This is a genomic window from Qipengyuania seohaensis, from assembly GCF_002795865.1.
Classification (GTDB): domain Bacteria; phylum Pseudomonadota; class Alphaproteobacteria; order Sphingomonadales; family Sphingomonadaceae; genus Qipengyuania; species Qipengyuania seohaensis.
The window spans coordinates 847,208-871,173 of sequence record NZ_CP024920.1 but is presented as its reverse complement, the minus strand read 5'-3'; the positions used below and the strand labels follow the sequence as shown (position 1 = coordinate 871,173).

The window sequence follows — 23,966 nt, the reverse complement described above, 5'->3', positions numbered from 1 at the left end:
AGACGAACTCGTCCATCGCGAGTGTCTCTCACCCAATTTCGACGAACGCAGCCTGCCCATTTCCATGCTGGTCATCCACTATACGGAGATGACGAGTGCGGACGTCGCGCTGGAGCGTATGTGCGATCCGGAAGCCAAGGTTTCCGCGCATTACCTCATTTCCGAAGCGGGCGAGGTGACTCGTCTCGTTCCCGAAGAGAAACGCGCCTGGCACGCAGGCCTTTCCTACTGGCGTGGCCACAAGGATGTGAATTCCGCTAGCATCGGGATCGAACTCGATCACCCCGGCCACCTGCACGGTTATCGCGACTTTTCGGAGGCGCAATTCGAAGCGCTTGTGCCGTTGGTCGCGCGCATGGTGAAGGAACATAACATTCCCCGGGCCAACGTCGTCGGCCATTCCGACGTCGCTCCGGCGCGCAAGATCGATCCGGGCGAGCTTTTCCCGTGGGAAAGGCTGGCCGAGTACGGGCTGTGCCTGCCGACACCTAAGATCGAACTAGGCGACCCGTTCGATAACGACGGTGCGTTCTATCTCGCGCTGGAACGGTTCGGATACGACATCACCGATGGGCACAAGGCGGTCGAAGCCTTCCAGCGCCGCTGGCGTCCGCGCAAGATCGATGGCGAGATCGACGGCGAGGTGAGGGCGATCCTCTTCCAGCTGCTGCTCGATCGCGACCGCGGCGTGGCTCGCTAGGACGCATTTCGCCGGGAAGTGAGCGCTTCCCCTCGCTCATTTCCCACCCTATACGAGCGCGTGCCAGGGGGCCGGGCAGCCGCGGGTGTTCGCATCCGAGGAAAGTCCGGGCTCCACGAAACGAGGGTGGCGGGTAACGCCCGCCGCGGGCAACCGTAGGGAAAGTGCCGCAGAGAGTAGACCGCCGATGGCTCTTTCGGGAGATCAGGCAAGGCTGAAAGGGTGCGGTAAGAGCGCACCGGGGTTCTGGTAACAGCGCCCGCATGGCAAACCCCACCCGGAGCAAGGCCGAATAGGGGTGGCGCGCTCTCGCAAGAGGGCCGGGGTGTTTCGCCCCGAGTGTAACAGCTGCGACCGCCCGGGTTGGCTGCTTGAGCCACGGAGCGATCCGCGGCCCAGACGAATGGCTGCCGCTGCAGATACGGTCCGGTTTCGGATACCGTCTGCGGAGACAGAACCCGGCTTACAGGCCCCCTGGCGCTTTTAACGGAACTTGCGAATTACGAGGTAGTAATGCTGCCATCTTCGGCCTGGGCGGCCTGGATGGTTCGCCTGCTGTCGCCTTCGAGAACGAGGGCAGTCAGGCGGCCGGTGCGGAATGCACCCGTGTCGATCCCGACGCGGTTACCGTTGTCCTCCACCTCTTCGAAAATCGTGTGGCCGTGGACCACGACATGGCTGAGCGGCTCTTCGTGGGCGAGGAAGCGGTCGCGGATCCACAGCAGGTCCTTGCGCTTCTGGTCGTCCACGGCGCGCTTGGGATTGATCCCGGCATGGGCGAGGACGTAATCGCCCACGACGATAATCTCTTCGAAACTTTCGAGGAATTCGCGGTCTTTGGCGGGGACCACTTGCTGCATCGCCTTCTGCACCTCTTCGAGCTGCATGCGATTATATTCCTTTTTCTTCACGCCGTAGCTGAGCACGGTCTCGCGCCCGCCATGACGCAGGAAGTGCCGCAGCGTTTCCTTGTCCTTGAAGCTGTCGAGGAACATTTCTTCGTGATTTCCCGCAAGATAACGGACCTTGCGCTTCTTGCCCCATTTGCGGGCAAGCTTGATGACGCCTGCGCTGTCGGGGCCACGGTCGACGAGATCGCCGAGGAAGACGACCGTCGTGTCTGCCGCGCCCGCCTTGGCGTCGTCGTCCTCGATGGCCGCCTGCAAGGCTTCGAGCAGGTCGAGCCTTCCGTGGATGTCGCCGATCACATACCAGCGCTCGCCATCGGGCACGCGCGCGATGCGGCGGGCCTTGTCGGGATTGCGAAAGAGGTTGCGTAGGGACTGGATCATCGTTTCTCGGGCGGCTTTGTAGCCAGTGCGCATCTAGTGCACCGCCTATATAGCGGCAAGCGCTGAGCCGCAGCTTAACGCGTTCGCAGTTGCACAATAGCCACGCTTGATGTTGCGATAGCGAAAAGTTCAGCAAGTAATCTTGCGCCGAATCGTGGCTTGCTGCACGATCATTTCGATTTCGACCGAGGAGCCCTTCCTAAAAATCGGGACCCGGCGAAAACGCAGGTGGGACGAAGCACCAAACCGAACCTAAGGAGTTCGAATATGCTCACGTCCTTTCGCGGCCGACTGGCCGTTTCGCTCGCCGCTCTTGCATGCGGCCTTTCTTCCCCCGCTCTCGCGCAGGACGAAGCCGATGCCGACGGCGTAACCGTTTCGGCGAATGTCTCGCTCGTGACTGACTACCGCTTCCGCGGCGTCTCGCTGTCCGGCGGGGATCCTGCAATCCAGGGTGGTCTAGATGTGGCGCATGACAGCGGCTTTTATGCCGGTGTCTGGGCGTCCTCGATCGACGGCGGTCCGTCCTATGGCGAGATGGAATTCGACATCTACGGCGGCTGGTCGGGTCAGTTGAGCGAAGGTGTCAGCGTCGATGTCGGCCTGCTGTATTATCTCTACCCGTCCGAAGAACTTGGTCTCGATACCGATTACTGGGAGCCCTATGCCTCGATCGGCTTCAATCTCGGTCCGGCAGAAGCGACCGTGGGTGCCGCCTACGCCTGGGAACAGGATTCGCTTGGCGGGGACGACAACCTGTATGTCTACACCGACCTGAGCACCGGCCTGCCCGGAACTCCGCTGACTGTAACCGGTCACCTCGGCTACACCGACGGCGTACTCGCGCCGCCGCTGCTCGCTGGCGATACGGACGACAGCGGTCTCGATTGGTCGATTGGTGCCAGTTATGCGGCCGGCCCGCTCGAAGTCGGCATTTCGTATGTCGGTGTCGAAGGTCCCTCTATCGACGGCTTTACCGACGATGCGATCGTGGGAACCGTGACCGCCAGTTTCTAGAACTCACTGGGGGAAACGGCATGGGGCGCGTTCGCGAGAGCGCGCCCCTTTTCCTTGCGCCGGACATGGCCTAATGGCCCGCCATGACCCAATATCTTCATTCGATGATCCGCGTCAGCGACCCTGACGCCACAGTCGCCTTTTTCGAACTCATCGGCCTGAAGGAAGTGCGCCGCAAGGAAAGCGAGCAAGGGCGTTTCACGCTCATCTTTCTCGCAGCTCCGGGCGAAGAGGGCGTGGCCGAGGTCGAGTTGACCTACAACTGGCCTCCCGAAGACGGCAGCGATGCGGAACACTATGAGGGCGGCCGCAATTTCGGCCACCTCGCCTACCGAGTCGACGATATCTACGAGACCTGCCAGCGGCTGGTCGATGCGGGCCACACCATCAATCGTCCCCCGCGCGACGGGCACATGGCTTTCGTGCGCACGCCCGATGGCATCTCCATCGAGCTGCTGCAGGACGGATACCTGCAACCAGCCGAGCCATGGGCCAGTATGCCCAATACCGGCACCTGGTAAGCCTGTCGGCCTAGAGGTCTGCCTTATCGAGGTAAGGCGACTTCTCGTCCTCGGGGTGGTCGGTCGTCATCCGCAGGATCGTATAGCCGACGACTGCCGAGACGAACGAGCCCATCAGGATACCGATCTTGGCTTCCTCGATCAGTAGCGCGTTTCCGGCGAATGCCAGGCCGGAAATGAACAGCGACATCGTGAAACCGATTCCGCACAGGATCGAGACACCCCAGATTTCCGTCCAGCTTGCGCCATCCGGGCGCGGCGCGAAGCCCAATCTGTCGGCCACATAAATAGCCGACAGGATGCCCACCTGCTTGCCGAAGAAAAGGCCGGCGGCGATCGCAATCGGCAGCGGCGCGATAATGCCTTCCATGCCGAGGTTACCGATTTCAACGCCTGCATTGGCGAAGCCGAAGACCGGCACGATGAGATAGGCGCTCCAGGGCGCAAGACCGTGCTCCAGATGTTCGAGCATGGTGTCGTCGTCCTTGCCGCGCATCGGAATGGTCAGCGCTGCAACCACGCCGGCAATGGTGGCGTGCACACCCGAATTCAGCACAAGGAACCACAGCACGAGCGCCATCACGATGAACGGCGTATAAGCCGAAATGCGCGCACGGTTCATGGCCATCATGATGCCGACGACCACCGCGGCGGCGAGAAGCCACATCACCTTCAGATTGGCCGTGTAGAACAGCGCGATTACCAGCACGGCGCCAATGTCATCGACGATGGCGACGGTTAGAAGGAACAGGCGCAGCGATGCAGGAACCCTGCTTCCTAAGAGGCCCAGCACGCCCATCGCGAAGGCGATATCGGTCGCTGCCGGGATCGCCCAGCCGCGCGTCAGTTCGCCAGCGCCTTCGGCATTGACGAAGAACAGATAAACCAAGGCCGGGAAAACCATCCCGGCTGCAGCGGCAAGGACCGGCATCTTGCGCTGGTCGTTGTCGGACAACTGCCCCTCGATCCACTCGCGCTTCACCTCGAGGCCGACGACGAAGAAGAAGATCGCCATCAGCCCGTCGTTGATCCACAGGTGCAGCGTGTTCAGCTTGAACACGTCGGCGCTGAATAACTCACCATGGAACAGGTGGTGATAGTCCTCCGCCAAGGCGGAATTGGCCGCCAGCATTGCAGCGATGGCGACGAGGATCAGCAGGATCCCGGCAGACGCATCGCTGACGAAGAGGGCGCGGACCGGGGCAAACACGAGACGGATGGGTGAAGGGCGGTTACTCATAGCGCCTGCTCTCTTTCGCAAAGCATCGTGCGTTGCAAGGGGCGAATGTGCAGGTTAGGAAAGCGACAGGGGGATAAAGGGTTGCCGGTCGCACAATTTACGTCTGCCGAATGGCTTGCGTTGCTTCAGCACGAGCTGCTGCTGCTAGCCGCGGTGTTTTTCGCCATTGGACTGATCGACGAACTTGCGGTCGACCTCACCTATGCATGGTTGAGGCTGACGGGCAGGGCGAAACCGGTCGAGGTTCCAGGAAGGGGTTACGCCGTCCAGGACCTTTCCGGCATGGCCGCCGTGTTCATCCCTGCGTGGGAAGAAGATGCCGTGATCGGGCCCACTGTGGCCCATGCGCTTGCGTGTTGGCCGCAGGACGACGTGCGCATTTATGTGGGTTGTTATCGTAACGACCCGACAACGATCGCCTCGGTGGCAGTGGCAGCGCGCAACGACGACCGGATCCGCGTGGTTATCGTCGGCGAGGACGGTCCGACCAGCAAGGCGCACTGCCTCAATCGCCTCTATCGGGCGCTCTGCGAAGACGAGGCGCGCCTGCGCATCAAGGCACACATGGTCGTGCTGCACGATGCGGAAGACATGGTCGATCCGGCTGCATTGGTCCTGCTCGACCGGGCGATCTGGCAGGACGATTTCGTGCAGCTTCCGGTCATGGCCCTACCGCAATCGGACTCGCACTGGATTGCGGGCCACTATTCCGACGAGTTCGCTGAATCGCACGCCAAGGCGATGGTCGTACGCGATGCGCTCGGCGTATCTGTGCCCGGCGCAGGTGTCGGCTCCGCGGTCAGGCGCCCGATGCTGGATCGCCTGGCGCAACGATACGCGGGCGAGCCTTTCGCATCAGCATCGCTCACCGAAGACTATGAGCTTGGTCAGCGGATCGGTGCCTTGGGCGGTACGGGCCGTTTCCTGAGGGCGAGGACCACTGAAGGCAGGCTCGTCGCGACGCGGGCGTTCTTCCCTTCCGACCTTTCGGCCGCCGTCCGCCAGAAAACCCGCTGGACCCACGGCATCGCGCTACAGGGATGGGATCGCCTCGGCTGGCGCGGCTCGCTGATAGAGCGCTGGATGACATTGCGCGACAGGCGCGGGCCGATGGCGGCGCTCGTTCTCGCCGTCGCCTATGCGCTGGTTCTTTGGGCTGCGGTATCGCAGCTTTCCACTACGGCTGGATTGATCGCTCCGCTCGAACCTTCCCCACTGCTGCGGGCCCTCCTTGTGTTCACCATGGCGGGACTGATCTGGCGGCTCGCCATGCGCGCGCTCTTCACCGGCCGCGAGTATGGATTGAAACAGGGCATGATCGCGATCCCGCGGGTTGTCGTTTCCAATGTCATCGCGATCATGAGCGGACGCCGCGCGCTTGTAGCGTACTGGCGCAGCCTGCGCGGGGCTCCGCTGGTCTGGGACAAGACACAGCATCACGATCATCCCTCGCTCGCGCTTCCGACGGCAGCCTACGCATGAGCGTTTCTGCAGTGCAAAGGCGCGGGCAGCCGCTGGTGTTCCTGCTCGTCCTGTTGGGCGGGTGGATGACGCTGAGGTTGGCGACCTGGGAAAACCCCTGGCCACAGGAAATCCTGCGCTCACTGGGTACGCCGGCACACGAGCGGATGGCCGCGATTTCAGACCTGCGCGCCATGCCCGCCAACGAAGAACGAGCCGAAGCCGCCCGGAGAGAGGGGCCGGATTGGGCGGTACCCGTGCCGATTGCCGCCCCGCCGCCCACAATCCTTCCGGCAAGCGCCCAAACCTTACCGGTCTTCGCGCCCGGACGGACCATGACCGGCCACAACATCGTCTGGATGGCTGCAATGTCTCGCCTGCCGATGCCGGCCAGTGTTGCCGAAGCCCTCGACAAGAATGCCCGGGTGGAGCGCGGAGAAATCCAGCTTCCGCAGTCGGCGCGCGAGGATCGCAAGCGCTGGCGTTTCGACGGATGGCTGTTGCTTCGCGGGGAAGGCAAGGCGGCGTTTGCAAGCAGGGGGCCTGTTGCAACTTACGGGGGAAGCCAGCTCGGCGGTGTCCTTTCCTATCGTCTGTCTTCCGCTTCCGCGCACGACCCGGCGCTTTATCTGCGAGCGAATGCGGCGCTGCGCGAGCCCAGAGAAACCGAGGCCGCTTTCGGACTGCGCGCTCGTCCGATCGCTGATGTGCCGGTGACCCTTCACGCAGAGGCGCGTCTGTCCCAGCGGCAGGGAAGCGCGCAAGTGCGCCCCTCCGTTTTTGCTACTGCGGGGTTCGAGCGCAGTGATCTTCCGCTCGGTCTCGTGCTGCGCGGATATGGCCAGGCGGGCTATGTCGCTGGTCGCAATGCGAGCGCTTTTGCCGACGGTCTGGCCGTTGCAGGTCGAGAAGTGGCGCAGTTCGACCTTTCTGCGGTTAGCGCCGATCTTAACGTGGGAGCCGGTGTATGGGGCGGTGCCCAGAAAGGCGCGAGCCGCGTAGACGTGGGTCCGACCACCAGCACGGATGTGCGCTTGGGCGAGTTTTCCGCACGCGTCTCGCTCGACTACCGGATCCGTGTCGCAGGCGATGCCGAACCCGGGAACGGACCCGCATTCACGCTTTCGACGGGCTTTTGACACGGTTCAGCTTTAATAGAGAGTAACGCTGCGATAGGGCAGCGCAATGGATGTCTATCTCCCCATTGCAAACCTGTCCGTCGACGGACTGGTTATCGTCGCGCTCGGTGCGCTGACGGGCATCCTGTCCGGCCTGTTCGGCGTGGGCGGCGGCTTCCTGACCACGCCGTTGCTGATCTTTTATGGCATTCCGCCGACGGTAGCCGCTGCATCGGCGTCGACCCAGGTCACCGGCGCCAGCGTTTCCGGTGTTCTCGCCCATTCCAAGCGGCGCGGCGTCGACTATCGCATGGGTGCGGTGATGATCGGCGGTGGCGTGATCGGGTCTGGCTTCGGGGCGCTCCTGTTCAATTTCTTCCGCTCGATCGGCCAGATCGACGTGGTGATCAACGCACTCTACGTCGTCCTTCTGGGATCGATCGGCCTGCTGATGGCGAAGGAAGCTATCCAGACACTGCGCGGGACGGGCGGATCACAGGCTGCGCGGCGTCGTCATCACCCGCTCGTCGCCAGCCTGCCGTTCCGGTGGCGTTTCTACGGATCGGGGCTTTATATCTCGCCGCTCGCGCCCTTGATCGTGGGCATCGTCGTCGGCATTCTGACCATGCTTATGGGTGTTGGCGGCGGGTTCATCCTCGTGCCTGCCATGCTCTACATCCTCGGGATGAGTGCGAATGTCGTTGTCGGCACCAGCCTGTTCAACATCCTCTTCGTGACCATTGCGACCACCATCATGCACTCGCTCACGACCCGGGCAGTCGACATCGTGCTGGTCGCGCTGCTGCTGCTGGGATCGGTGTCGGGCGCGCAGATCGGTTCGCAATTCGCGGTCAAGGCCAAGCCGGAGGCACTACGGCTCGTCCTCGCCGCGATCGTCTTGCTGGTCGCCTTCCGGATGTTTCTCGGCCTTTTCTACCGGCCCGATGAAATCTACACGGTCTACCCGCTGTGAGGGCGGCGCTCCTCTTCCTCGCAGCCTTCTTCCTGATGGGCCAGCGTGATCCGGTCCTCGTGCCGGAAGTCTCGCAGCATGAGGTGCAGGTCAGGCAGGGCTTCGTGGGGCAGGAACTGCTGCTGTTCGGCGCGGTTCTCGATCCTGCGGGGCGCGCAGGGCAGGACTATGACATCGTCGTCGTCCTGAAGGGACCGAGCGAGCCCATCCGCCTGCGCGAGAAAGAGCGCTTCATCGGGGTCTGGGTCAATGCGGAGAGCACCGATTTCCGCTCTGTGCCGAGCTATTTCGCTGTCGCTTCCTCGCGCCCGATCACCGAGATCGTCGACGACAAGACGGCCGCGATCTACGAATTTGGTACCGACTACATCCAGCTGTCGCCCAGCGGTTCGTTCGATCCGGAAGAGCAACGCCGTTTCGCTGCAGGCTTGGTCGACCTGAAACGCAGGCTTGGCCTCTACCGCGAGGATTTCGGCGGTGTGCAGATCAGCGAGAGCGTACTCTACCAGGCCCGCATCGAGTTGCCGTCCAATGTGACCACCGGCACCTATACGGCCGAGACCTTTGCCGTGACACGCGGACGCGTGATCGCCTCAGCTGTCTCGGAGGTCGAAGTAAAGAAAGTCGGTTTCGAGCGTTTCGTCGAGGACAGCGCGAACCAGTGGGGCCTCGCTTACGGCCTGATCGCAGTGCTCCTGTCGGTCGGGATGGGCTGGGGCGCAGGACGCTTGTTCGCCCGCCTGTGAGGCGACAATCCCTTTCATCGTTGACGCGATTTTAACCGTTCTGCGGCATTCCACCCCTGCAATATTGCGAGATCTGCACGAGGGATGTGGGCCGAGTTATGAACGACATGAGCAAGGGCAATTTCCGGACTTTCGACCCGGCCAAGGAAGACGGCGCGGAGCCGCCGCAGCCGCGCGGCAACAGCCTGCGCGACCGCATCCGCCGGTCCGAACAGGCCCAGCAGCCCGCTGCCTCCGCGTCGCGCTCGGGCTATGTGCACCAACCCCAAGCGCAGCCTCAGCCGGAGCCTGAAGTCGAGTATTCGCCCTCCAGCGTCGGGCAGGCTGCTCCGCAGGATGCAGTCGCACCGCAATCTGACTATGAGCCCGCACCCCGACAGGAAGAGGCCGAGCGTCCCGCTCCGCAGCCTGCACCAAGGGCAGAGACCGCACCGGCACCTGCCGCCGCCCCCGCCCAAGTCCAGGCGAGACCCGAGGAAAAGCCCGAGCAGATAGGCGATAGCGACAACGCCACGCAGCCCATCGGCGTGGTTCTCGAAATCGCGGGTTCCGGATCGCAGGTGGCCGTCGACTTGCAGCGCCTTACGGAATGCGCCGACGACAAGGATCCGTCGGTCGCCATGGCTGGCCAGGTTGGTTCGCAGATCAAGATTCGCGTCGGCAACAGCTGGCTTCTCGCGAGCGTCCGCAACCAGAAGCGCGACCGCAAGGCGGGCAGCATCCTCGCCAATATCGACTTCCTCGGTGAAGGCGTGGAAGAAAAGCTGACCGGCAGGCTCCACGGTTTCCGTCGCGGTGTGACCCGCTACCCGGTGCCGGGCGCGCTGGTCTATCCCGCCAGCACCGCCGACCTGAAGCAGGTCTACGCCAGCGATGGCCGCAGCGCTGTCACCATCGGCAAGGTCTATCCGACCAAGGACATCCGCGCCGGCATTTACGTCGATGCGATGCTGGGCAAGCACTTCGCCCTGCTCGGTTCGACCGGTACGGGTAAATCGACCAGTGCGGCCCTGATCCTCCACCGTATCTGCGAGGCTGCGCCCGAGGGTCACATCGTCATGATCGACCCCCACGGCGAATACGCTTCCGCGTTCCGCCAGACCGGTGTCATCCTTGACGTCTCGAACCTCCAGATGCCGTACTGGATCATGAACTTCGAAGAGCATTGCGAAGTCCTGCTCACCAGCAACGGCAACGACCGCCAGATCGACGCGGACATTCTTGCACGCTGCCTGCTCAAGGCACGCCAGAAGAGCCGGCTTGCCGAACAAATGGGCAAGATCACCGTGGATTCGCCCATTCCGTACCTGCTTTCGGACCTGTCGAACGCGATCCAGGACGCGATGGGCAAGCTCGACAAAGCGACAAACTCCGCGCCGTATATGCGGATCAAGAACAAGCTCGAAGAGCTCAAGACCGACCCGCGCTACCAGTTCATGTTCTCCGGCATGCTCGTCGCCGACACGATGGCCGACTTCATCTCCAAGATCTTCCGCATGCCGGCTGGCGGCAAGCCGATCTCGATCATCGACGTGTCGGGCGTTCCTTCGGACATCACCTCGACCGTGGTTGCCGTGCTCAGCCGCCTTGTGTTCGACTTTGCGATCTGGGGCCGCGAGGAAAAGACCACACCGATCCTCCTCGTTTGCGAGGAAGCGCACCGCTACGTGCCGAGCGAGAAGAACGCCGACGGCAACTCTGTCGGCACCATCCTGTCGCGCATCGCGAAGGAAGGTCGTAAGTACGGCATCAGCCTTGGCCTCATCACGCAGCGTCCGTCCGACCTTGCCGAAGGCGTGCTGTCGCAGTGCGGTACGATCATCTCCATGCGTCTCAACAACGACCGCGACCAGGACTTCGTGCGCGCCGCGATGCCCGAAGGCGCACGCGGTTTCCTCGATGCCATTCCCGCGCTCCGCAACCGCGAGTGCATCATCTGCGGCGAGGGTGTCGCCATTCCGATCCGCGTCAGCTTCGACAATCTCGAAGAGGTCAAGCGCCCGGCTTCGGAAGACCCGAGCTTCGTCGAGATGTGGAGCCAGAGCGGCGGCGAGGAAGACATCGTCCAGCGGACCGTCCAGCGGTGGCGCAGCCAGGGTTAGTGAGGGTCTCGCGGCTGGCGATCTGACCGAGCCGAAGGCGAGGCAAGGCCGACCGGCCGCCCGCAGCGGGTTTAGCTTGCTGCACGTCTAGCGAGGACGCACCCGCGGAGGCGGGTGCGACAAAATCACGTCCCTCTTGTGTCTCCAAACAAATGAATATGCAGGCGGTCGCTCATGCGGAAGCCGTGCTTCAGGCATAGATCGGCCAGCCATTTCTCGCGGGTGCGCAGCGTTTCGCTGTCAGTGCCTTCGGGCATCAGGAACACGTGGCCGGAGCGGAAGCGATAGCGTTCGTGGAGCGCCAGCACCTCGTCCACGTCGGAAGGCTCCGCGATCACGAATTTGAAGAAGGCGCGCGGGTCGGTGGCGTAAGCGTCCAGTCGCTCGGGGATCAGCGCGAGGTCCGCCGGATTGCCGCTATGCGCCAGCTTGGGGCTGACGTTGAACTGGTCGATGCGGATATCGAGCGGGACCGGGGCCTTGGTCGTGCCATTGGTTTCGATCTCGACGCTGATGTCCGGAAGCAGATCGAGCAGCTTGGCAAGCGCCGGTGCCTGCAGCAGCGGTTCTCCGCCGGTGATGACCAGCCGGTCCTGCCCCAACGCCAGTATGCGCTCGGCGACATCGGCCTCGTCCAGAGTGACCTGGTTGGCTTTGCGATCATACGTCTGGCCGTCCCGGTGGGGGCGATTGTCGCCTTCGAAATGCCAGGTGTAGGCCGTGTCGCACCACACGCAGGCAAGGTTGCAGCGCGACAGGCGCATGAAGGCGACGGGGCGCCCGACGCTCGGCCCTTCGCCCTGCACGGACGCGAAGATTTCAGGTCCGCCCGTATCGTCCGTGGCGAGGACTAGCGCCATCCGGCGATCCCCGAAGGCGACGAAGGCGACACCGTGTCACCCGGCGGAACAGCCATCAAGACACTGGATTCGCTGGCAAATGCAGCGTCTCGGCCAGGTTGACACATGGCGTGGAGAATTAGGGGGCGAGCGGTGTTCATGCCTGTCTTGTGCCACAGCCGGGCCGGGTAGGAAAATTTCCTAACCCAGCCGCTCCAGTGCTGCCTTCAACCGTTCGATCTCGGCGCTGTGATGCGCGAAATCGGCGCGGGCCTTTTCGACCGCCTCGGGTTTTGCGCGTTCGACGAAGTTGGCGTTGCCCAAGCGACCCTCGAGCGATTTGGCTTCCTTGGTGGAGGCGTCCATCGCCTTGGTCAGGCGCGCCTTTTCCGCCTCGATGTCGATCACGCCTTCGAGCGGGAATGTATACGTAACACCATCGACGCCAATCTGTGACGCTCCCTTCGCGACTTCATCTGCGGCATCAATCTCACCGGCGCCATGCTTCAGAAGTACAGTGCCTTCCGGCTTCAAATCATAGATGCGCGCTAGCCTTTGCAAGCGATCACGATTGTTGGAAATTCGAGTGTAGGTTTGCTCTTCGGCGTTCTCGAAGATGGCCGACAAGAAGGCGCCGGGCGGAATATTTAATTCCGCTCGCATCGATCGAACAGCAGTCACAAAGCTGATCAGCCAGTCGATTTCGGCTTTGGCGCCTGCATCCACCTCGGCCTGCGGATCGGGCCATTTCGCGGTGATCAGCGGGTAGTCGGCGCGCTCGCCCTGCTTCGACCATAGCTCTTCGGTGATGAAGGGCATGAAGGGGTGCAGCATGACGAGGATCTGGTCGAGCGCCCAGCCGGCGACCGCCTTGGTCTCCTCGTCGAAATTGCCCTTGATAAGCTCGATATACCAGTCGCAGAAACGGTCCCACACGAAGTGATAGATCGTGTTCGCGGCGGCGTCGAAGCGCAAATCGGCCATCGACTGTTCGAGCGCATTCTTGGTCTCGACGACTTCGCCGATAATCCACTTGTTGACCGCTTGCGTGGCGGTGGGTGCTTCGATGCTGGTGCTCGCGCCGATGCCGTTGGACTGGCAGAAACGCGTCGCATTCCAGAGCTTGGTCGCGAAGTTGCGATAGCCCTCGACGCGCTTCTCATCCATCTTGATGTCGCGACCCTGGCTTTCCATCGCCGACATGAAGAAGCGCAGCGCATCGGCACCGTACTGGTCGATGAGGCCGAGCGGGTCGACGACATTGCCCTTGGACTTGGACATCTTCGCCCCGTCGGCAGCGCGCACCAGACCATGGAGGTAGAGCCGCGGCCAGGGTGCTTTGCCGGTCAAATGCATGCCTTGCATCATCATGCGCGCATCCCAGAAAAACAGGATGTCGAAGCCCGAAATCAGCAGGTCGTTGGGGTAATGCTTTTCGAGCAGGTCGGTCTTGTCTGGCCAGCCGAGCGTGGCGAAGGGCCAAAGTGCAGACGAGAACCACGTGTCGAGCACGTCCTCGTCGCGAATTAAGCAGAGGACATCGTCGTCGTAGAAGCCGGGTTCACCGCGCTCCCAAGCCGCCTCTGCATCTTCGAGGTTATCAAAAGCAACAACTTTCCGCCCATTGGCGTCGGCTTGAGCTTGCTTAATCGCTTCATCTTCTGAGAGGGCAACATAGATCCCCTTCGTTCCTTTCGCGATCAAGCTACCTTTTTCTCTGTCGTGCGGGTCCCGACGGTATTCGTGGGTTGCCCACGCCGGAATCCGGTGGCCCCACCAGAGCTGGCGGCTGACGCACCAGGGCTGGATGTTTTCCATCCAGTTGAAGAAGGTCTTTTCCCAGCTCTTCGGGACGATCTCGATGGTGCCGTCCTTGACCGCTTCGATCGGCGCCTTGGCGAGCGTTTCGGCATCGACATACCACTGGTCGGTCAGCCAAGGCTCGATTACCACGCCGCCGCGGTCGCCGAAGGGCGTCGCGATGGTGCGCGGCTCGGCATCGTGTTCGACTTCGTTGCCTTCCTTGTCCTTGGTGACATGCGGGATGAGGAAGCCGAGTTCCTTCATGCGCGCCACGACCAGCTCGCGCGCGCCGTCGACACCCCCATCTTCTTTGGCACGCTTGAAGCGGTGCAGGCCGAGGAATTCCTCCGGCACCAGCCCATCGGCGGTCTGGCAGACATTGCCTTCCGCATCGAGCATGTTGAGCATTTCGGCAGGAGCGAAGCCTGCGCGCTTGCCCACGTCGAAGTCGTTGAAATCGTGGCCCGGCGTGATCTTCACGCAGCCGCTGCCCAGTTCGGGGTCAGCGTGTTCGTCGGCCACGACCTTGAATCGACGACCGGTGATCGGCTGGAGGATGTCCTTGCCCACGACCGATTTGTAGCGCTCGTCATCGGGGTGAACGGCCACCGCCATATCGGCCAGCATGGTCTCGGGGCGCGTGGTCGCGACGACGAGGTAATCCTTGCCTTCCGACGTCGTGACGCCGTCCGCCAGCGGGTAGCGGAAATGCCAGAAGCCGCCCTTCACATCGATGGTCTCGACTTCGAGGTCGGAAATCGCGGTCTTCAGCTTTACGTCCCAGTTCACCAGCCGCTTGTCGCGGTAGATGAGGCCGTCGTTGTAAAGGTCGACGAACGTCTTGAGCACGGCGTTCGAGAAATGCTCGTCCATCGTGAACTGCTCTCTGGACCAGTCCATCGAGCAGCCGAGGCGGCGCAGCTGCTTGGTGATTGCACCGCCGCTTTCCGCCTTCCATTCCCAGACCTTGCCCACGAATTCCTCGCGCGAGTAATTCGTGCGCTTGTCCTGTTTCGCCTCCATCTGGCGTTCGACGACCATCTGCGTGGCGATACCGGCATGGTCCATGCCGACGACCCACAGCGCATCCTTGCCGCGCAGGCGTTCGTAGCGGATCACCACGTCCTGCAGGGTGTTGTCGAGCGCATGGCCGATGTGGAGCGAACCCGTCACGTTCGGCGGCGGGTTCACGATAGTGAACGGCTCGGCATCCGGCCGCTCTGGCCGGAAGAGGCCGTTTTCCTCCCAATGCGCGTACCAGCGCTGCTCGATATCGGCGGGATCGAAGGTCTTTGAAAGCTCGGTGGTCATGCTGGTGCCAATGCCAGTGCGCATTGTGCGATGCAACGGGATATAGCCTTCGCGCGCTTACGTGCTTGTTTGGCGACTGAAATCCGCCCATACGGGGAGCCGAATGACAGGGCTTGCACAATTCGAGATCGTCGAGGGGGACGGGGGTTCCGCGCTGGTGCTCACCGGGCCCTATCTCGTGTCCACGATCGGCTCGATCGACGACGACCTGCGCGGCATGGATAGTGACGTGGCCACGATCGACCTGTCCGGCGTGTCGGAAATCGACACGGTAGGTGCATGGCTGGCCTGCACGCTCGCGACAGAGCACGATGCGGAAATCACCGGGGCGAGCTCGCGTGCGCAGCGATTGCTGGACGCGATTTCGGGTCTTGGCGGCGAAGAAAAGCTCGGCGCGCCGCGCTTGCCGTTCTGGAGCCGGGTGCCCGATGCGATGGGCGAGAAGATCTTCAACGCCCGCAGCGGCATCGTCGGGGTTATCAGTTTCCTCGGCGCATTGCTGATTTCTGCCGGTTCGCTGATCCGCAATCCGCGGCGCTTCCGCATGGTCGCATTATTCCGCCAGATGGAGCTGGTGGGTGTCTCGGCCCTCCCGATCATCGGCCTGATGAGCTTCCTTATCGGTATCGTGATCGCCCAGCAGGGTGCGGTCCAGCTGGCACAATTCGGCGCGGAAACGCTGACCATCAACCTCGTCGGGCGAATCACCTTGCGCGAACTGGGCGTGCTGATGACCGCGATCATGGTCGCCGGCCGCTCGGGCAGCGCTTTCGCCGCCGAAATCGGCACGATGAAGCTGACCGAAGAAATCGATGCCATGCGCACGATCGGTATTTCGCCGATGGAAGCGCTGGTCATCCCGCGCATTCTGGCGGCGGTGCTGATGATGCCGCTGCTCGGCTTCTATGCCTCGTGCATGGCGATCATCGGCGGCGCGGTCATCGGGGAGACCATGCTGGGGATCCCCTTCTGGACATTCCTGAGCCGCATCCAGGAAGTCGTGCCGACATACGATCTGTGGGTCGGCATGGTGAAGGCACCGGTGTTCGGCCTGATCGTGGCGCTGGCTGGCTGTTACAACGGTATGCAGGTGAAGGGTAATTCCGAAGAGGTGGGCAAGCGCACCACGCTGTCCGTGGTCTCCGCCATCTTTGCCGTCATCGTGCTCGACGCGTTCTTCGCCGTGTTCTTCACTGAAATCGGGTGGGCGTGATGGCCGGAGCCAGCAAGCCTAAACACGAACGCTATCGCGGCGATTTCCCCATCGTCGTCGATGGGCTGGTCAACCGCTTCGGTACGCAGACCGTGCACGAGGATCTCGACCTCAAGGTCCGGCGAGGGGAAATCCTCGGCGTCGTGGGCGGTTCGGGCACCGGCAAATCGGTGCTCATGCGCTCGATCATCGGCCTGCAGCCGCCGTCGGGTGGCAATATCGAGGTGTTCGGCCAGTCGATCACGGAGGCAGAGCCCGACGAGGTGCTGGGCGTGCGCGATCGCTGGGGCGTATTGTTCCAGGGCGGCGCATTGTTCTCCACCCTGACGGTGGGCGAGAACGTCGAAGTCCCGCTCAAGCAGTTCTACCCCGATATCTCGGACGACCTGCGTCACGAAATCGCTCGCTACAAGGTGATGCTTTCCGGCCTTCCCGAAGAAGCGGTGAGCAAATATCCGAGCGAGCTTTCGGGTGGCATGAAGAAACGCGCAGGCCTCGCGCGCGCGCTGGCGCTCGACCCGGAACTACTGTTCCTGGACGAACCGACCGCAGGCCTCGACCCGATCGGCGCATCGGCCTTCGACCGCCTGACCAAGGAACTGAAGGAAACGCTGGGACTGACCGTGTTTCTCATCACCCACGACCTCGATACGCTTCACGAGATTTGCGACCGGGTGGCGGTGCTCGCCGACAAGAAGGTCATCGCTGTCGACACGGTGCCGAACCTGATGGAACTCGATCACCCCTGGATACAGGAATACTTCAACGGACCGCGCGGGCGCGCCGCATTGACGGCGCAGGCGCTCGACGAATTGCGCCGGCACATGGACCGGCCGATCGCCGCACACGCGGTCAAAGCGTTGGACAAAACGCCTCCGGGCAAGGATAAGGCCTAACCAATGGAAACGCGGGCAAATTACATCTGGGTGGGGGCTGTAACGCTGGCCGTGTTGGCCGCGCTTGCGCTCTTCATCGTCTGGCTGGCACGCTGGGGCGAAGGCGCCCAGAAGGAGTACGACATCTTCTTCAAGCAGTCGGTCGCCGGGCTCGCCAATGGTAGCCAGGTCAGCTTTGCGGGCGTTCCCGTGGGGCAGGTCGACCAGATCGTGCTGTGGGACAAGGACCCGGAATTCGTCCGCGTGCGCATCAGCGTGAAGGAAGAAGTGCCGATCCTGGTCGGCACCACCGCGACTATCCAGGGCAGCTTTACCGGCGTTTCGACTATCCTGCTGGATGGCGCGCGCAGCGGTGCGCCGCCCATCACTTGCGAAACCACGGCCTGCACCGAAGGCGTGCCGATCATCCCGCCGCAGGACGGGGGCCTGAACGCGCTGCTGTCCAACGCACCGCTGCTGCTCGAACGGCTGGCGACGCTGACCGAACGCCTGACACAGCTGCTGGACGAGGAAAACCAGGGCGAGATTGCGGGTATCCTCGCCAATACCAACCAGATGACGCGCAGCCTTGCCGAAACGGCCCCGCAGATCGAGCGGACCATGGCCGAACTGCAGGTCACCCTACGCGAAGCGGCCGAAGCGCTGGACGAATTCGAAAAGGTTACGGCCTCCACCGACCGTCTGATCAATACCGAGGGCGAGCAGCTGGCGCAGGAACTGCGCAAGACGCTGGCTTCGGCTGGCGGCGCGGCGAAAGCGCTGGAACAGACGCTCGAAGAAGCGCGCCCGGCGACCAAGCAGCTGACCGAAAGCACGCTGCCCGCCGCCGAAGCGACGCTGCGCGACCTGCGCGCCACCAGCAAGGCGCTGCGCAGCGTGACCGAAAAGATCGATGAGAAGGGCGCAGGCTCGCTGCTTTCCAGCCAGCCGCTGCCGGAATACGAACCATGAGACGGGATCGCGCGATGACCATGACCAAGACCCTCGCCATCCTTGCCCCGGCCCTGTTGCTGGGCGGCTGCATCAGCTTCGGCGCCGAACCGCCCGAAAGCCTGCTGACCCTGACGCCCACGGCCACCGCGCCTGCCGGGACCGGCGGGTCGAGCGATGCGGGCACGGCCCTTGCGCTGACCGAGTTCGAAGCCCCGGCCGCGCTCGACGTGACGCGCGTGCCCGTTCAGGTGAACGCCACCGAACTCGCCTATCTCAAGGATGCGGTGTGGGTGGAAAAACCCGCCCGCCTGTTCCGCCGCCTGATCGCGGAAACCATCCGCACGCAGTCGGGTCGCGTGGTCGTCGACGGTGACGATCCGGGCGCAATGGCGGTCAACCGCATCTCGGGCACGCTGCGCCAGTTCGGCTACGACGCCTCGACCTCCAGCGTGGTGGTCGTCTTCGACGCCGTGCGCGCAGGCGAGGGCAGCGCAGTCGAAACCCGCCGCTTTGAAGCCGTGGTGCCGGGCGTGACGCCCGACGTCCAGGGCGTCGGTCCCGCATTGAACCGCGCCGCGAACGATGTCGCGGTGCAGGTCGCGGAGTGGGTTGGATAGGTCGGAAGGCCTTGGAACGGCTGCAAACGACCTGATTGCGGGCTTTCTATTGCGACCGCATCAAGCCCTGATCTTCGGTCTCAAATTTGCCGGAAGTTCAGTGCAGCATTGAGCGCGAAGACCGCCAGACCGGCGAATATCGAGACCACGACCCTTGCGACGAGATAGTTCATCGGTGTCCAGTGCGTCAGCGCCCAGAAAAGGCCCACAGTCACGATAAGCCCGACCATCGCATTGGCGAGAAACAGGACATATCCGGTCGAGACGGCCCTGTCCGACCCGGCGAATATCCAGGTCCGTCCGAAAATATAGTGTATCGAATTGGCAATCAGGAAACTGATCGCCGTCGCCACGACGGGATCGACGCCTGCTTTTTCGACGAGAAGCCAGAGTACGCCAAGTCCGACCAGGAAGACGCCGGTGCTTACGACTGTATTGCGCCAAAGCATCCCGCCCGCGCGACGCGTGAAGAATCGAGCCAGCATTTTCAGAAGTCAGGCAGACAGTGCCGTACGCGGCCTTGGCTGGGGGTTGTTTTCGCCCGCATCACGCCATTCGGTGCGACGCGGAGCACCAAACCACAAGAACAGCAGCGGTAGCTTGATGAACAGCAATTCGGAGTGGATCATCCGGTCGATCCACCGCTCCCACGCATTGGGCATCCGGCGCGAATTTTCCGCGAGCCACTTATCATAAGGCAGAAAGTGATCGGGCTCGTCGATGTGAACGACCTGGAATATCTTGTGTAGGGCCTTGTCCTGTTTCACGAGAGGGTGCTCGAGCAGGATTTCGACCTGTTTGAGCCCACGCTTCTCGGTCAGCGATATCACCCTGCACAGTCTCTCGAACAGTTCGTCGCTGGCAATGATCGCGTCCGTATCGAGATTGTCGATCGAGGTTCCAAACGTGATCTCGATGAAGCGGTCGATATGGCCAAAGGTCCGGTCGAGCGCGATAGGCATGGTGCCCTGCAGCTCGAACCAGCGCTTGAACATGGTGTAGTGCTTACGCTCGTCCGCGCGATGCTTTTCGACGGCGGCGATCAGTTCCTTTGCTTCCGGGTGTTTCGTGCGTACCGCCTCCAGCACCCGATCAAGCGCGGTATACCCGCGATGCTCGTTATAAATGTAGATCGAACCAAGTAGGTCCAGATAACGCCGTGTGAACCATGCTTTCATTTCGGACCCATACTTTCATTGCGACAAGGCAATGATACCGCAGAAAGTCGTTGCCGGTCCAATCATTTCACGGACCAGCGAAATCTTCGTGCGTCGGTCTTTCTCCCGAATGCAGACTTCAGCGCGCCACTCGTCCAGCCGTCGCGGCGAATTCCATCGCCGCAAGAAAATCGCCCCTGCGCCTGCCGCGGCGTTCTTCGGCTTCTTCCTCGCGGCCCCAGAGGTCAGCCTGCCATTCTTCTTCGAGGCTGGCTGCCGCCCATAGGCCTTCGCCATCGGCTGCCTCTTCCAGCGCTTCGAGCCCCACGCACAGCGATGCGGCGAGCGAGGTGAGCTGTTCCAGCGCGGCGAGGTGGAAGGGGCCGAGCGCGGCGAGGCGCTGGCGCAATTTATGGAGGCTGGTCGCAGGCTGCGCCTTGTGGACGATCCCGCTCACGCGATGCAGCGTCACGCCTTCGCGCGCTTCCATCGCGGCAAGGATCGGCTCCCACACCTCCTGCTGGCGGCGGTAGAGCGGCTCTTCGGGATCGGCGCGGTAGCAGAGCGTATCCGTCTCCGCATAGCCGACCAGCTTCTCGATGATTTGTTCGGGGTCGCGTGCGACTACGTCCAGCGCGTAGTCGGCCATGTCGCGAAAACGGAAAGAGGCGGGGTCGATAGTCTCACCCTGCGCGCGCCATTCGGCGGCGAGCATTTCGGCCATGGCCTCGCTCGGCAAGACCTGCGGCTGGCCGCCTTGCGTCTTGATCGGCCGTCCGTCGAGGTGGACCGTCCAGCCGAGATCGGTCTCGGCGACACTCACATCCTTGTAGAACCGCTTCATCAGTCGCCCGATTTCCAGCGTTTGGAGAGAACCATCGGAACGACAAAGAATTCGGCGAGGCCGATGACCAAGATGATGTAGCCGACGAAATCGGGCAGATCGATGATCTTGCTGACAATCAGCGCGCCGATGAACACCATGACGAAGGCGCTCAGGCGGGCCATCTGGATTACCCAGAAACGGCGGGCGACAGTGTCTTGATCAGCCACGGATCATGTTCTCCAGTTCTTCCATTGTGGAGGCGACGGATTGTGCGCCCGCCGCCAGCAATTCTGCGGGATCGTGATAGCCCCAGGCGACGCCGATGGCGCGCACGCCCGCGGCCCCGGCCATCTCGATATCGAAACTTGTGTCGCCGATCATCACGGCCTGGTTTGCTTCCACACCCGCTTCGTCAAGCGCGGCTTCGAGCATCGCGGGATGGGGCTTCGACGGATAACGATCCGCGCCGTGCAGCGTCACGAAGCGCTGCTTGATGCCGTGCGTTTCGAGGCAGGAATGGAGGCCCCGGTCGCTCTTTCCCGTGGCGACGCCGAGCAGCCAGCCATCCTCGTCGAGGCGGGCAAGCAGGTCGGCCATGCCGTCATAGAGCGGTTCGTGGAGCGCCCCCGACAGCCGTGTTTCGCGAAACAGGCGCTTGTAGGCTTCGACCACCTGCAACCGGTCCACTTCACGCCCGTCCATCATGAGCTGGCGCACGGCGAGCGGAAGGCTGAGGCCGACGGTGCGGCGGATTGCGTTGCGCTCGGGCGGAGGGCTGCCGATGGCGGCGAAGGCGCGTTCCATCGTCTCGCAAACGGCGGCCTGGCCATCGACGAGAGTCCCGTCGCAATCGAATACGGCGAGCCGGGTCATGCAGTCACCTTGCGCATCCAGCGCGCCAGATGCGGATTGCCGTGCGTCGCGTGTTCCTCCGCGATCCGCTCGCGGACGGGGGCGGGCTGCTTTTGCGACAGCTTGAGCGTGGGGCGCATGGTCTCCACTGCAAGTTCGAAGCCGACGATTCCCTTGAACAGTTTTGCCCAATGGCTTTCCGGCGTTTCGCTCGCCAGCCACTGCTCTCCGCCAAGACCCTTCTCGAACTGCGTGACGGAGGTGTGCAGCAACGCCTCGAGCGCTTCGTTATCGAGACGCGTCACCACCCCTTCCAGTTCGATCGCGACATAATCCCAGGTGGGGACGGAAGCGCGGTCGGCATACCAGCGCGGACTGACATACCCGTGCGGCCCGTTGACGACGATCAACGCCTTCGCCCCGTCGAGGTGGGCGGCCAGCGCGTTCGACCGTGCGAGATGAAATTGGAACGCGCCGTTTCCGGTCGCAATCAGCGGGACATGGGCGACGCGCGGTCCATCCGGTGTGGTCAGGAAAACCATCCCGAAACCGGCCTCCGCCACAATGCTATCGATCAGCTCCCGGTCATCTGTTCGGAAGAGCGGATTGGGATGCATCAGCGCTTGTCCTTACCTTTGCCGGGGCCTTTCGCTTGGGGCTTGCCGCCGGCTGCACCACGCCCGCGGCGCGGTCCGCGCTGGGCCTTGCGGTAATTCTTGGCGTGTTGGCGGGCCTGCTGCTTTTTCTCTTCGCGCGACTTGGGAGGCGGATCGTCACGCATGGGCGTGGCATCGCTGGCGTTCGCGTCGAAACCCAGCTGTTCGAGCGAGGCGGCGAAATGTTCGGGCAGGTCGGCGGTCACGTCCAGCTTGCCGCCATCCGGGCTGTCGATGATCAGGCGGCGCGCGTGGAGGTGCATCTTGCGGCTGATGGAGCCGGTCAGGAACGCGTCGCGGCCGCCGTATTTGCCGTCGCCCACGATGGGATGGCCCATGGCCGCACAATGGACGCGCAACTGGTGGGTTCGGCCGGTCATCGGCTGGAGTTCAAGCCATGCGGCGGTCTTGGCCGCCGTTTCCACGACGCGGTACTTGGTCTTGGCAGGCGCGCCGCCTTCATGGTCGACATGCATCTTCTCGCCGCCCGAGCCGGGCTGCTTGGCGAGCGGTGCCTCGATCACGCCTTGCTTGATGTCCGGCACGCCGACCACCAGCGCCCAGTAGACCTTCTTGGCGCTGCGGCCCGAGAAACGCTTCGAGAAGAACGCCGCGCTGCCCGGCGTCCTCGCCACGAGCAGCACGCCGGAGGTGTCCTTGTCGAGCCGGTGGACGAGGCGCGGGCGCACATCGTCCTCGCCCTCGACGAAGGCATCGAGCAGTCCGTCGACGTGGTTGAAGGTATTGGTGCCGCCCTGTGTGGCAAGGCCTGCGGGCTTGTTGAGCGCGATCGCTGACTTGGTCTTCTTGATGACCATGTCGTGCGCCTGCTCGATCTCGGCCTCGCTCAATTCGCGCTTGGCCTTGGGCTTCTTGTGCGCGGCATCGCCGCCCGGGGGCACGCGGATTTGCTGGCCCTGTTCGAGCCGGTCGTCGGGCTTCACCCGCTTGCCGTCGACGCGGACCTGCCCGGTGCGCGCCCACTTGCTTACGGTACCGAAGCCCACTTGCGGCAAATGCCGCTTGAACCAGCGGTCGACACGGATGCCATCGTCATCGGCCTCGACCGTGAACTGGCGTACTTCGTCGGAGGTTTTCATCCTGCCATCCTCATGACTGCAAGCCCGACCATCAGCCCGGTGATACCCAGCGCGAAGGAAAGGACGGCATATAGCGTTGCGAAGAGATATTGTCCGCGCTCGATCAGCATCACCATTTCAAGGCTGAATGCGCTGAACGTGGTGAAGCCTCCCAGCACGCCTGCCCCCAGCAGGAGACGCGTCTGCTCGCTGGTGTCGGCTCCGGATCGGACGAGCCAGCCGGCCAGCAAGCCCATCAGGAGACTGCCGATCGCGTTGACTGCGAGAGTGGCAAAAGGGAAGGCGCCCATGATCGGCGCGCCGAGCCATTGCGTCATGGCGCGCCCGGTCTGGTAGCGCATGGCCGCGCCGATGCCGCCGCCGATGGCGACATGCAGGGTTGCGGCAAAGGTGGAGACGGTGGACATTGGGCGATCCCCTAGCCGCTCGCGCGGGTTTGCGAAAGGCAGCACTGCACGCTTGCCTTTTATGGCTCGAATCCGTATGTGGCCGCCATTCGAGCCGGTCCGGAACGGATTCGGCGCGCTTTTCGTTGATAAAGCGAAACCCTATTCAAGGAGGCATACCCCGCTACAAGCGGGCTCTGGCCCGTA

General features: G+C 62.8%; 24 protein-coding genes and 1 other RNA gene. 13 read left to right on the top strand and 12 right to left on the bottom strand.

The genetic code is table 11. The features are described 5' to 3' along the window. The first annotated feature begins 64 nt into the window (after positions 1 to 64). On the top strand, positions 65 to 700 hold the full coding sequence (locus tag CVE41_RS04230; protein ID WP_100259528.1) for an N-acetylmuramoyl-L-alanine amidase: 636 nt from the start codon (positions 65 to 67) through the stop codon (positions 698 to 700). Positions 701 to 763: 63 nt separating this feature from the next. Then, an RNA gene (gene rnpB / locus CVE41_RS04225) (RNase P RNA component class A) lies at positions 764 to 1,182 on the top strand. Positions 1,183 to 1,200: 18 nt separating this feature from the next. Here rnpB and CVE41_RS04220 read toward each other — a convergent pair. After that, entirely contained in the window at positions 1,201 to 1,992 is a 792-nt protein-coding gene (locus CVE41_RS04220; RefSeq protein WP_100261367.1) for a metallophosphoesterase family protein, read from the bottom strand. 267 nt (positions 1,993 to 2,259) lie between these two features. On the opposite strand from CVE41_RS04220, the gene CVE41_RS04215 reads away from it, so the two are divergent. Both CVE41_RS04215 and CVE41_RS04210 read left to right on the top strand, forming a co-directional pair. Then, the gene (locus CVE41_RS04215; protein WP_100259527.1) at positions 2,260 to 3,009 is read left to right on the top strand and encodes a TorF family putative porin; all 750 of its coding nucleotides are present in this window, start codon (positions 2,260 to 2,262) and stop codon (positions 3,007 to 3,009) included. An 83-nt stretch (positions 3,010 to 3,092) separates the two neighbouring features. After that, positions 3,093 to 3,530, top strand: a complete 438-nt coding sequence (locus CVE41_RS04210; protein WP_100259526.1) for a VOC family protein — start codon at positions 3,093 to 3,095, stop codon at positions 3,528 to 3,530. Between the two features lie 10 nt (positions 3,531 to 3,540). Here the strand turns inward: CVE41_RS04210 and nhaA are convergent, their stop codons facing one another. After that, entirely contained in the window at positions 3,541 to 4,770 is a 1,230-nt protein-coding gene (gene nhaA, locus CVE41_RS04205) for a Na+/H+ antiporter NhaA (protein WP_100259525.1), read from the bottom strand. A gap of 45 nt (positions 4,771 to 4,815) precedes the next feature. On the opposite strand from nhaA, the gene CVE41_RS04200 reads away from it, so the two are divergent. From CVE41_RS04200 to CVE41_RS04180, 5 genes are all read left to right on the top strand, one after another. Continuing rightward, complete coding sequence (locus CVE41_RS04200; protein ID WP_100259524.1) at positions 4,816 to 6,252, top strand: glycosyl transferase family protein; 1,437 nt, start codon at positions 4,816 to 4,818, stop codon at positions 6,250 to 6,252. After that, positions 6,249 to 7,370, top strand: coding sequence for a hypothetical protein (locus CVE41_RS04195; protein ID WP_100259523.1), 1,122 nt, complete (start codon positions 6,249 to 6,251; stop codon positions 7,368 to 7,370). The genes CVE41_RS04200 and CVE41_RS04195 overlap by 4 nt, the downstream gene beginning before the upstream one ends. Positions 7,371 to 7,416: 46 nt before the next feature. Further along, on the top strand, positions 7,417 to 8,322 hold the full coding sequence (locus tag CVE41_RS04190; protein WP_100259522.1) for a sulfite exporter TauE/SafE family protein: 906 nt from the start codon (positions 7,417 to 7,419) through the stop codon (positions 8,320 to 8,322). A gap of 35 nt (positions 8,323 to 8,357) precedes the next feature. Further along, positions 8,358 to 9,068, top strand: coding sequence for a TIGR02186 family protein (locus CVE41_RS04185; RefSeq protein ID WP_100261366.1), 711 nt, complete (start codon positions 8,358 to 8,360; stop codon positions 9,066 to 9,068). A gap of 98 nt (positions 9,069 to 9,166) precedes the next feature. Then, positions 9,167 to 11,170, top strand: a complete 2,004-nt coding sequence (locus tag CVE41_RS04180; RefSeq protein ID WP_232725788.1) for an ATP-binding protein — start codon at positions 9,167 to 9,169, stop codon at positions 11,168 to 11,170. Between the two features lie 125 nt (positions 11,171 to 11,295). On the opposite strand, the gene CVE41_RS04175 is transcribed toward CVE41_RS04180, so the two are convergent. Then, positions 11,296 to 12,030, bottom strand: a complete 735-nt coding sequence (locus tag CVE41_RS04175; RefSeq protein ID WP_100259521.1) for a 7-carboxy-7-deazaguanine synthase QueE — start codon at positions 12,028 to 12,030, stop codon at positions 11,296 to 11,298. A gap of 180 nt (positions 12,031 to 12,210) precedes the next feature. After that, on the bottom strand, positions 12,211 to 15,123 hold the full coding sequence (locus CVE41_RS04170; RefSeq protein WP_198507712.1) for a valine--tRNA ligase: 2,913 nt from the start codon (positions 15,121 to 15,123) through the stop codon (positions 12,211 to 12,213). 103 nt (positions 15,124 to 15,226) lie between these two features. On the opposite strand from CVE41_RS04170, the gene CVE41_RS04165 reads away from it, so the two are divergent. Genes CVE41_RS04165 through CVE41_RS04150 form a run of 4 tightly spaced genes read left to right on the top strand, consistent with a single transcriptional unit; the run spans position 15,227 to position 18,782 of the window. Continuing rightward, positions 15,227 to 16,336 carry an ABC transporter permease gene (locus CVE41_RS04165; RefSeq protein WP_100259519.1) on the top strand — a complete coding sequence of 370 codons (1,110 nt, stop codon included), beginning with the start codon at positions 15,227 to 15,229 and terminating at the stop codon, positions 16,334 to 16,336. After that, positions 16,336 to 17,232, top strand: a complete 897-nt coding sequence (locus CVE41_RS04160; RefSeq protein ID WP_100261364.1) for an ABC transporter ATP-binding protein — start codon at positions 16,336 to 16,338, stop codon at positions 17,230 to 17,232. Before CVE41_RS04165 ends, CVE41_RS04160 begins: the two co-directional genes overlap by 1 nt. A gap of 3 nt (positions 17,233 to 17,235) precedes the next feature. Further along, entirely contained in the window at positions 17,236 to 18,183 is a 948-nt protein-coding gene (locus CVE41_RS04155) for an MlaD family protein (protein ID WP_100259518.1), read from the top strand. Then, entirely contained in the window at positions 18,180 to 18,782 is a 603-nt protein-coding gene (locus tag CVE41_RS04150) for an ABC-type transport auxiliary lipoprotein family protein (RefSeq protein ID WP_232725787.1), read from the top strand. The genes CVE41_RS04155 and CVE41_RS04150 overlap by 4 nt, the downstream gene beginning before the upstream one ends. A gap of 80 nt (positions 18,783 to 18,862) precedes the next feature. Here CVE41_RS04150 and CVE41_RS04145 read toward each other — a convergent pair whose 3' ends face one another. The 8 genes from CVE41_RS04145 to crcB form a co-directional block, all read right to left on the bottom strand. Further along, the gene (locus CVE41_RS04145; RefSeq protein WP_157799390.1) at positions 18,863 to 19,231 is read right to left on the bottom strand and encodes a GtrA family protein; all 369 of its coding nucleotides are present in this window, start codon (positions 19,229 to 19,231) and stop codon (positions 18,863 to 18,865) included. 45 nt (positions 19,232 to 19,276) lie between these two features. Continuing rightward, positions 19,277 to 19,960 (bottom strand): hypothetical protein, encoded by a 684-nt coding sequence (locus CVE41_RS04140; protein ID WP_100259516.1) that lies wholly within the window; start codon positions 19,958 to 19,960, stop codon positions 19,277 to 19,279. 118 nt (positions 19,961 to 20,078) lie between these two features. Further along, positions 20,079 to 20,783, bottom strand: a complete 705-nt coding sequence (locus tag CVE41_RS04135; protein ID WP_100259515.1) for an ATP12 family chaperone protein — start codon at positions 20,781 to 20,783, stop codon at positions 20,079 to 20,081. Continuing rightward, positions 20,783 to 20,992, bottom strand: a complete 210-nt coding sequence (locus tag CVE41_RS14560; protein WP_157799389.1) for a hypothetical protein — start codon at positions 20,990 to 20,992, stop codon at positions 20,783 to 20,785. The genes CVE41_RS04135 and CVE41_RS14560 overlap by 1 nt, the downstream gene beginning before the upstream one ends. Further along, the gene (locus CVE41_RS04130; RefSeq protein WP_100259514.1) at positions 20,985 to 21,638 is read right to left on the bottom strand and encodes an HAD-IA family hydrolase; all 654 of its coding nucleotides are present in this window, start codon (positions 21,636 to 21,638) and stop codon (positions 20,985 to 20,987) included. Before CVE41_RS04130 ends, CVE41_RS14560 begins: the two co-directional genes overlap by 8 nt. Then, complete coding sequence (locus CVE41_RS04125) at positions 21,635 to 22,234, bottom strand: FMN-binding negative transcriptional regulator (RefSeq protein WP_100259513.1); 600 nt, start codon at positions 22,232 to 22,234, stop codon at positions 21,635 to 21,637. The genes CVE41_RS04130 and CVE41_RS04125 overlap by 4 nt, the downstream gene beginning before the upstream one ends. Further along, the gene (locus CVE41_RS04120) at positions 22,234 to 23,373 is read right to left on the bottom strand and encodes an RluA family pseudouridine synthase (protein WP_100259512.1); all 1,140 of its coding nucleotides are present in this window, start codon (positions 23,371 to 23,373) and stop codon (positions 22,234 to 22,236) included. Before CVE41_RS04120 ends, CVE41_RS04125 begins: the two co-directional genes overlap by 1 nt. Beyond that, a complete protein-coding gene (crcB, locus tag CVE41_RS04115) occupies positions 23,370 to 23,780 on the bottom strand; it encodes a fluoride efflux transporter CrcB (RefSeq protein ID WP_100259511.1) in 411 nt (136 codons plus the stop codon). The genes CVE41_RS04120 and crcB overlap by 4 nt, the downstream gene beginning before the upstream one ends. Between the last annotated feature and the right edge of the window lie 186 nt (positions 23,781 to 23,966).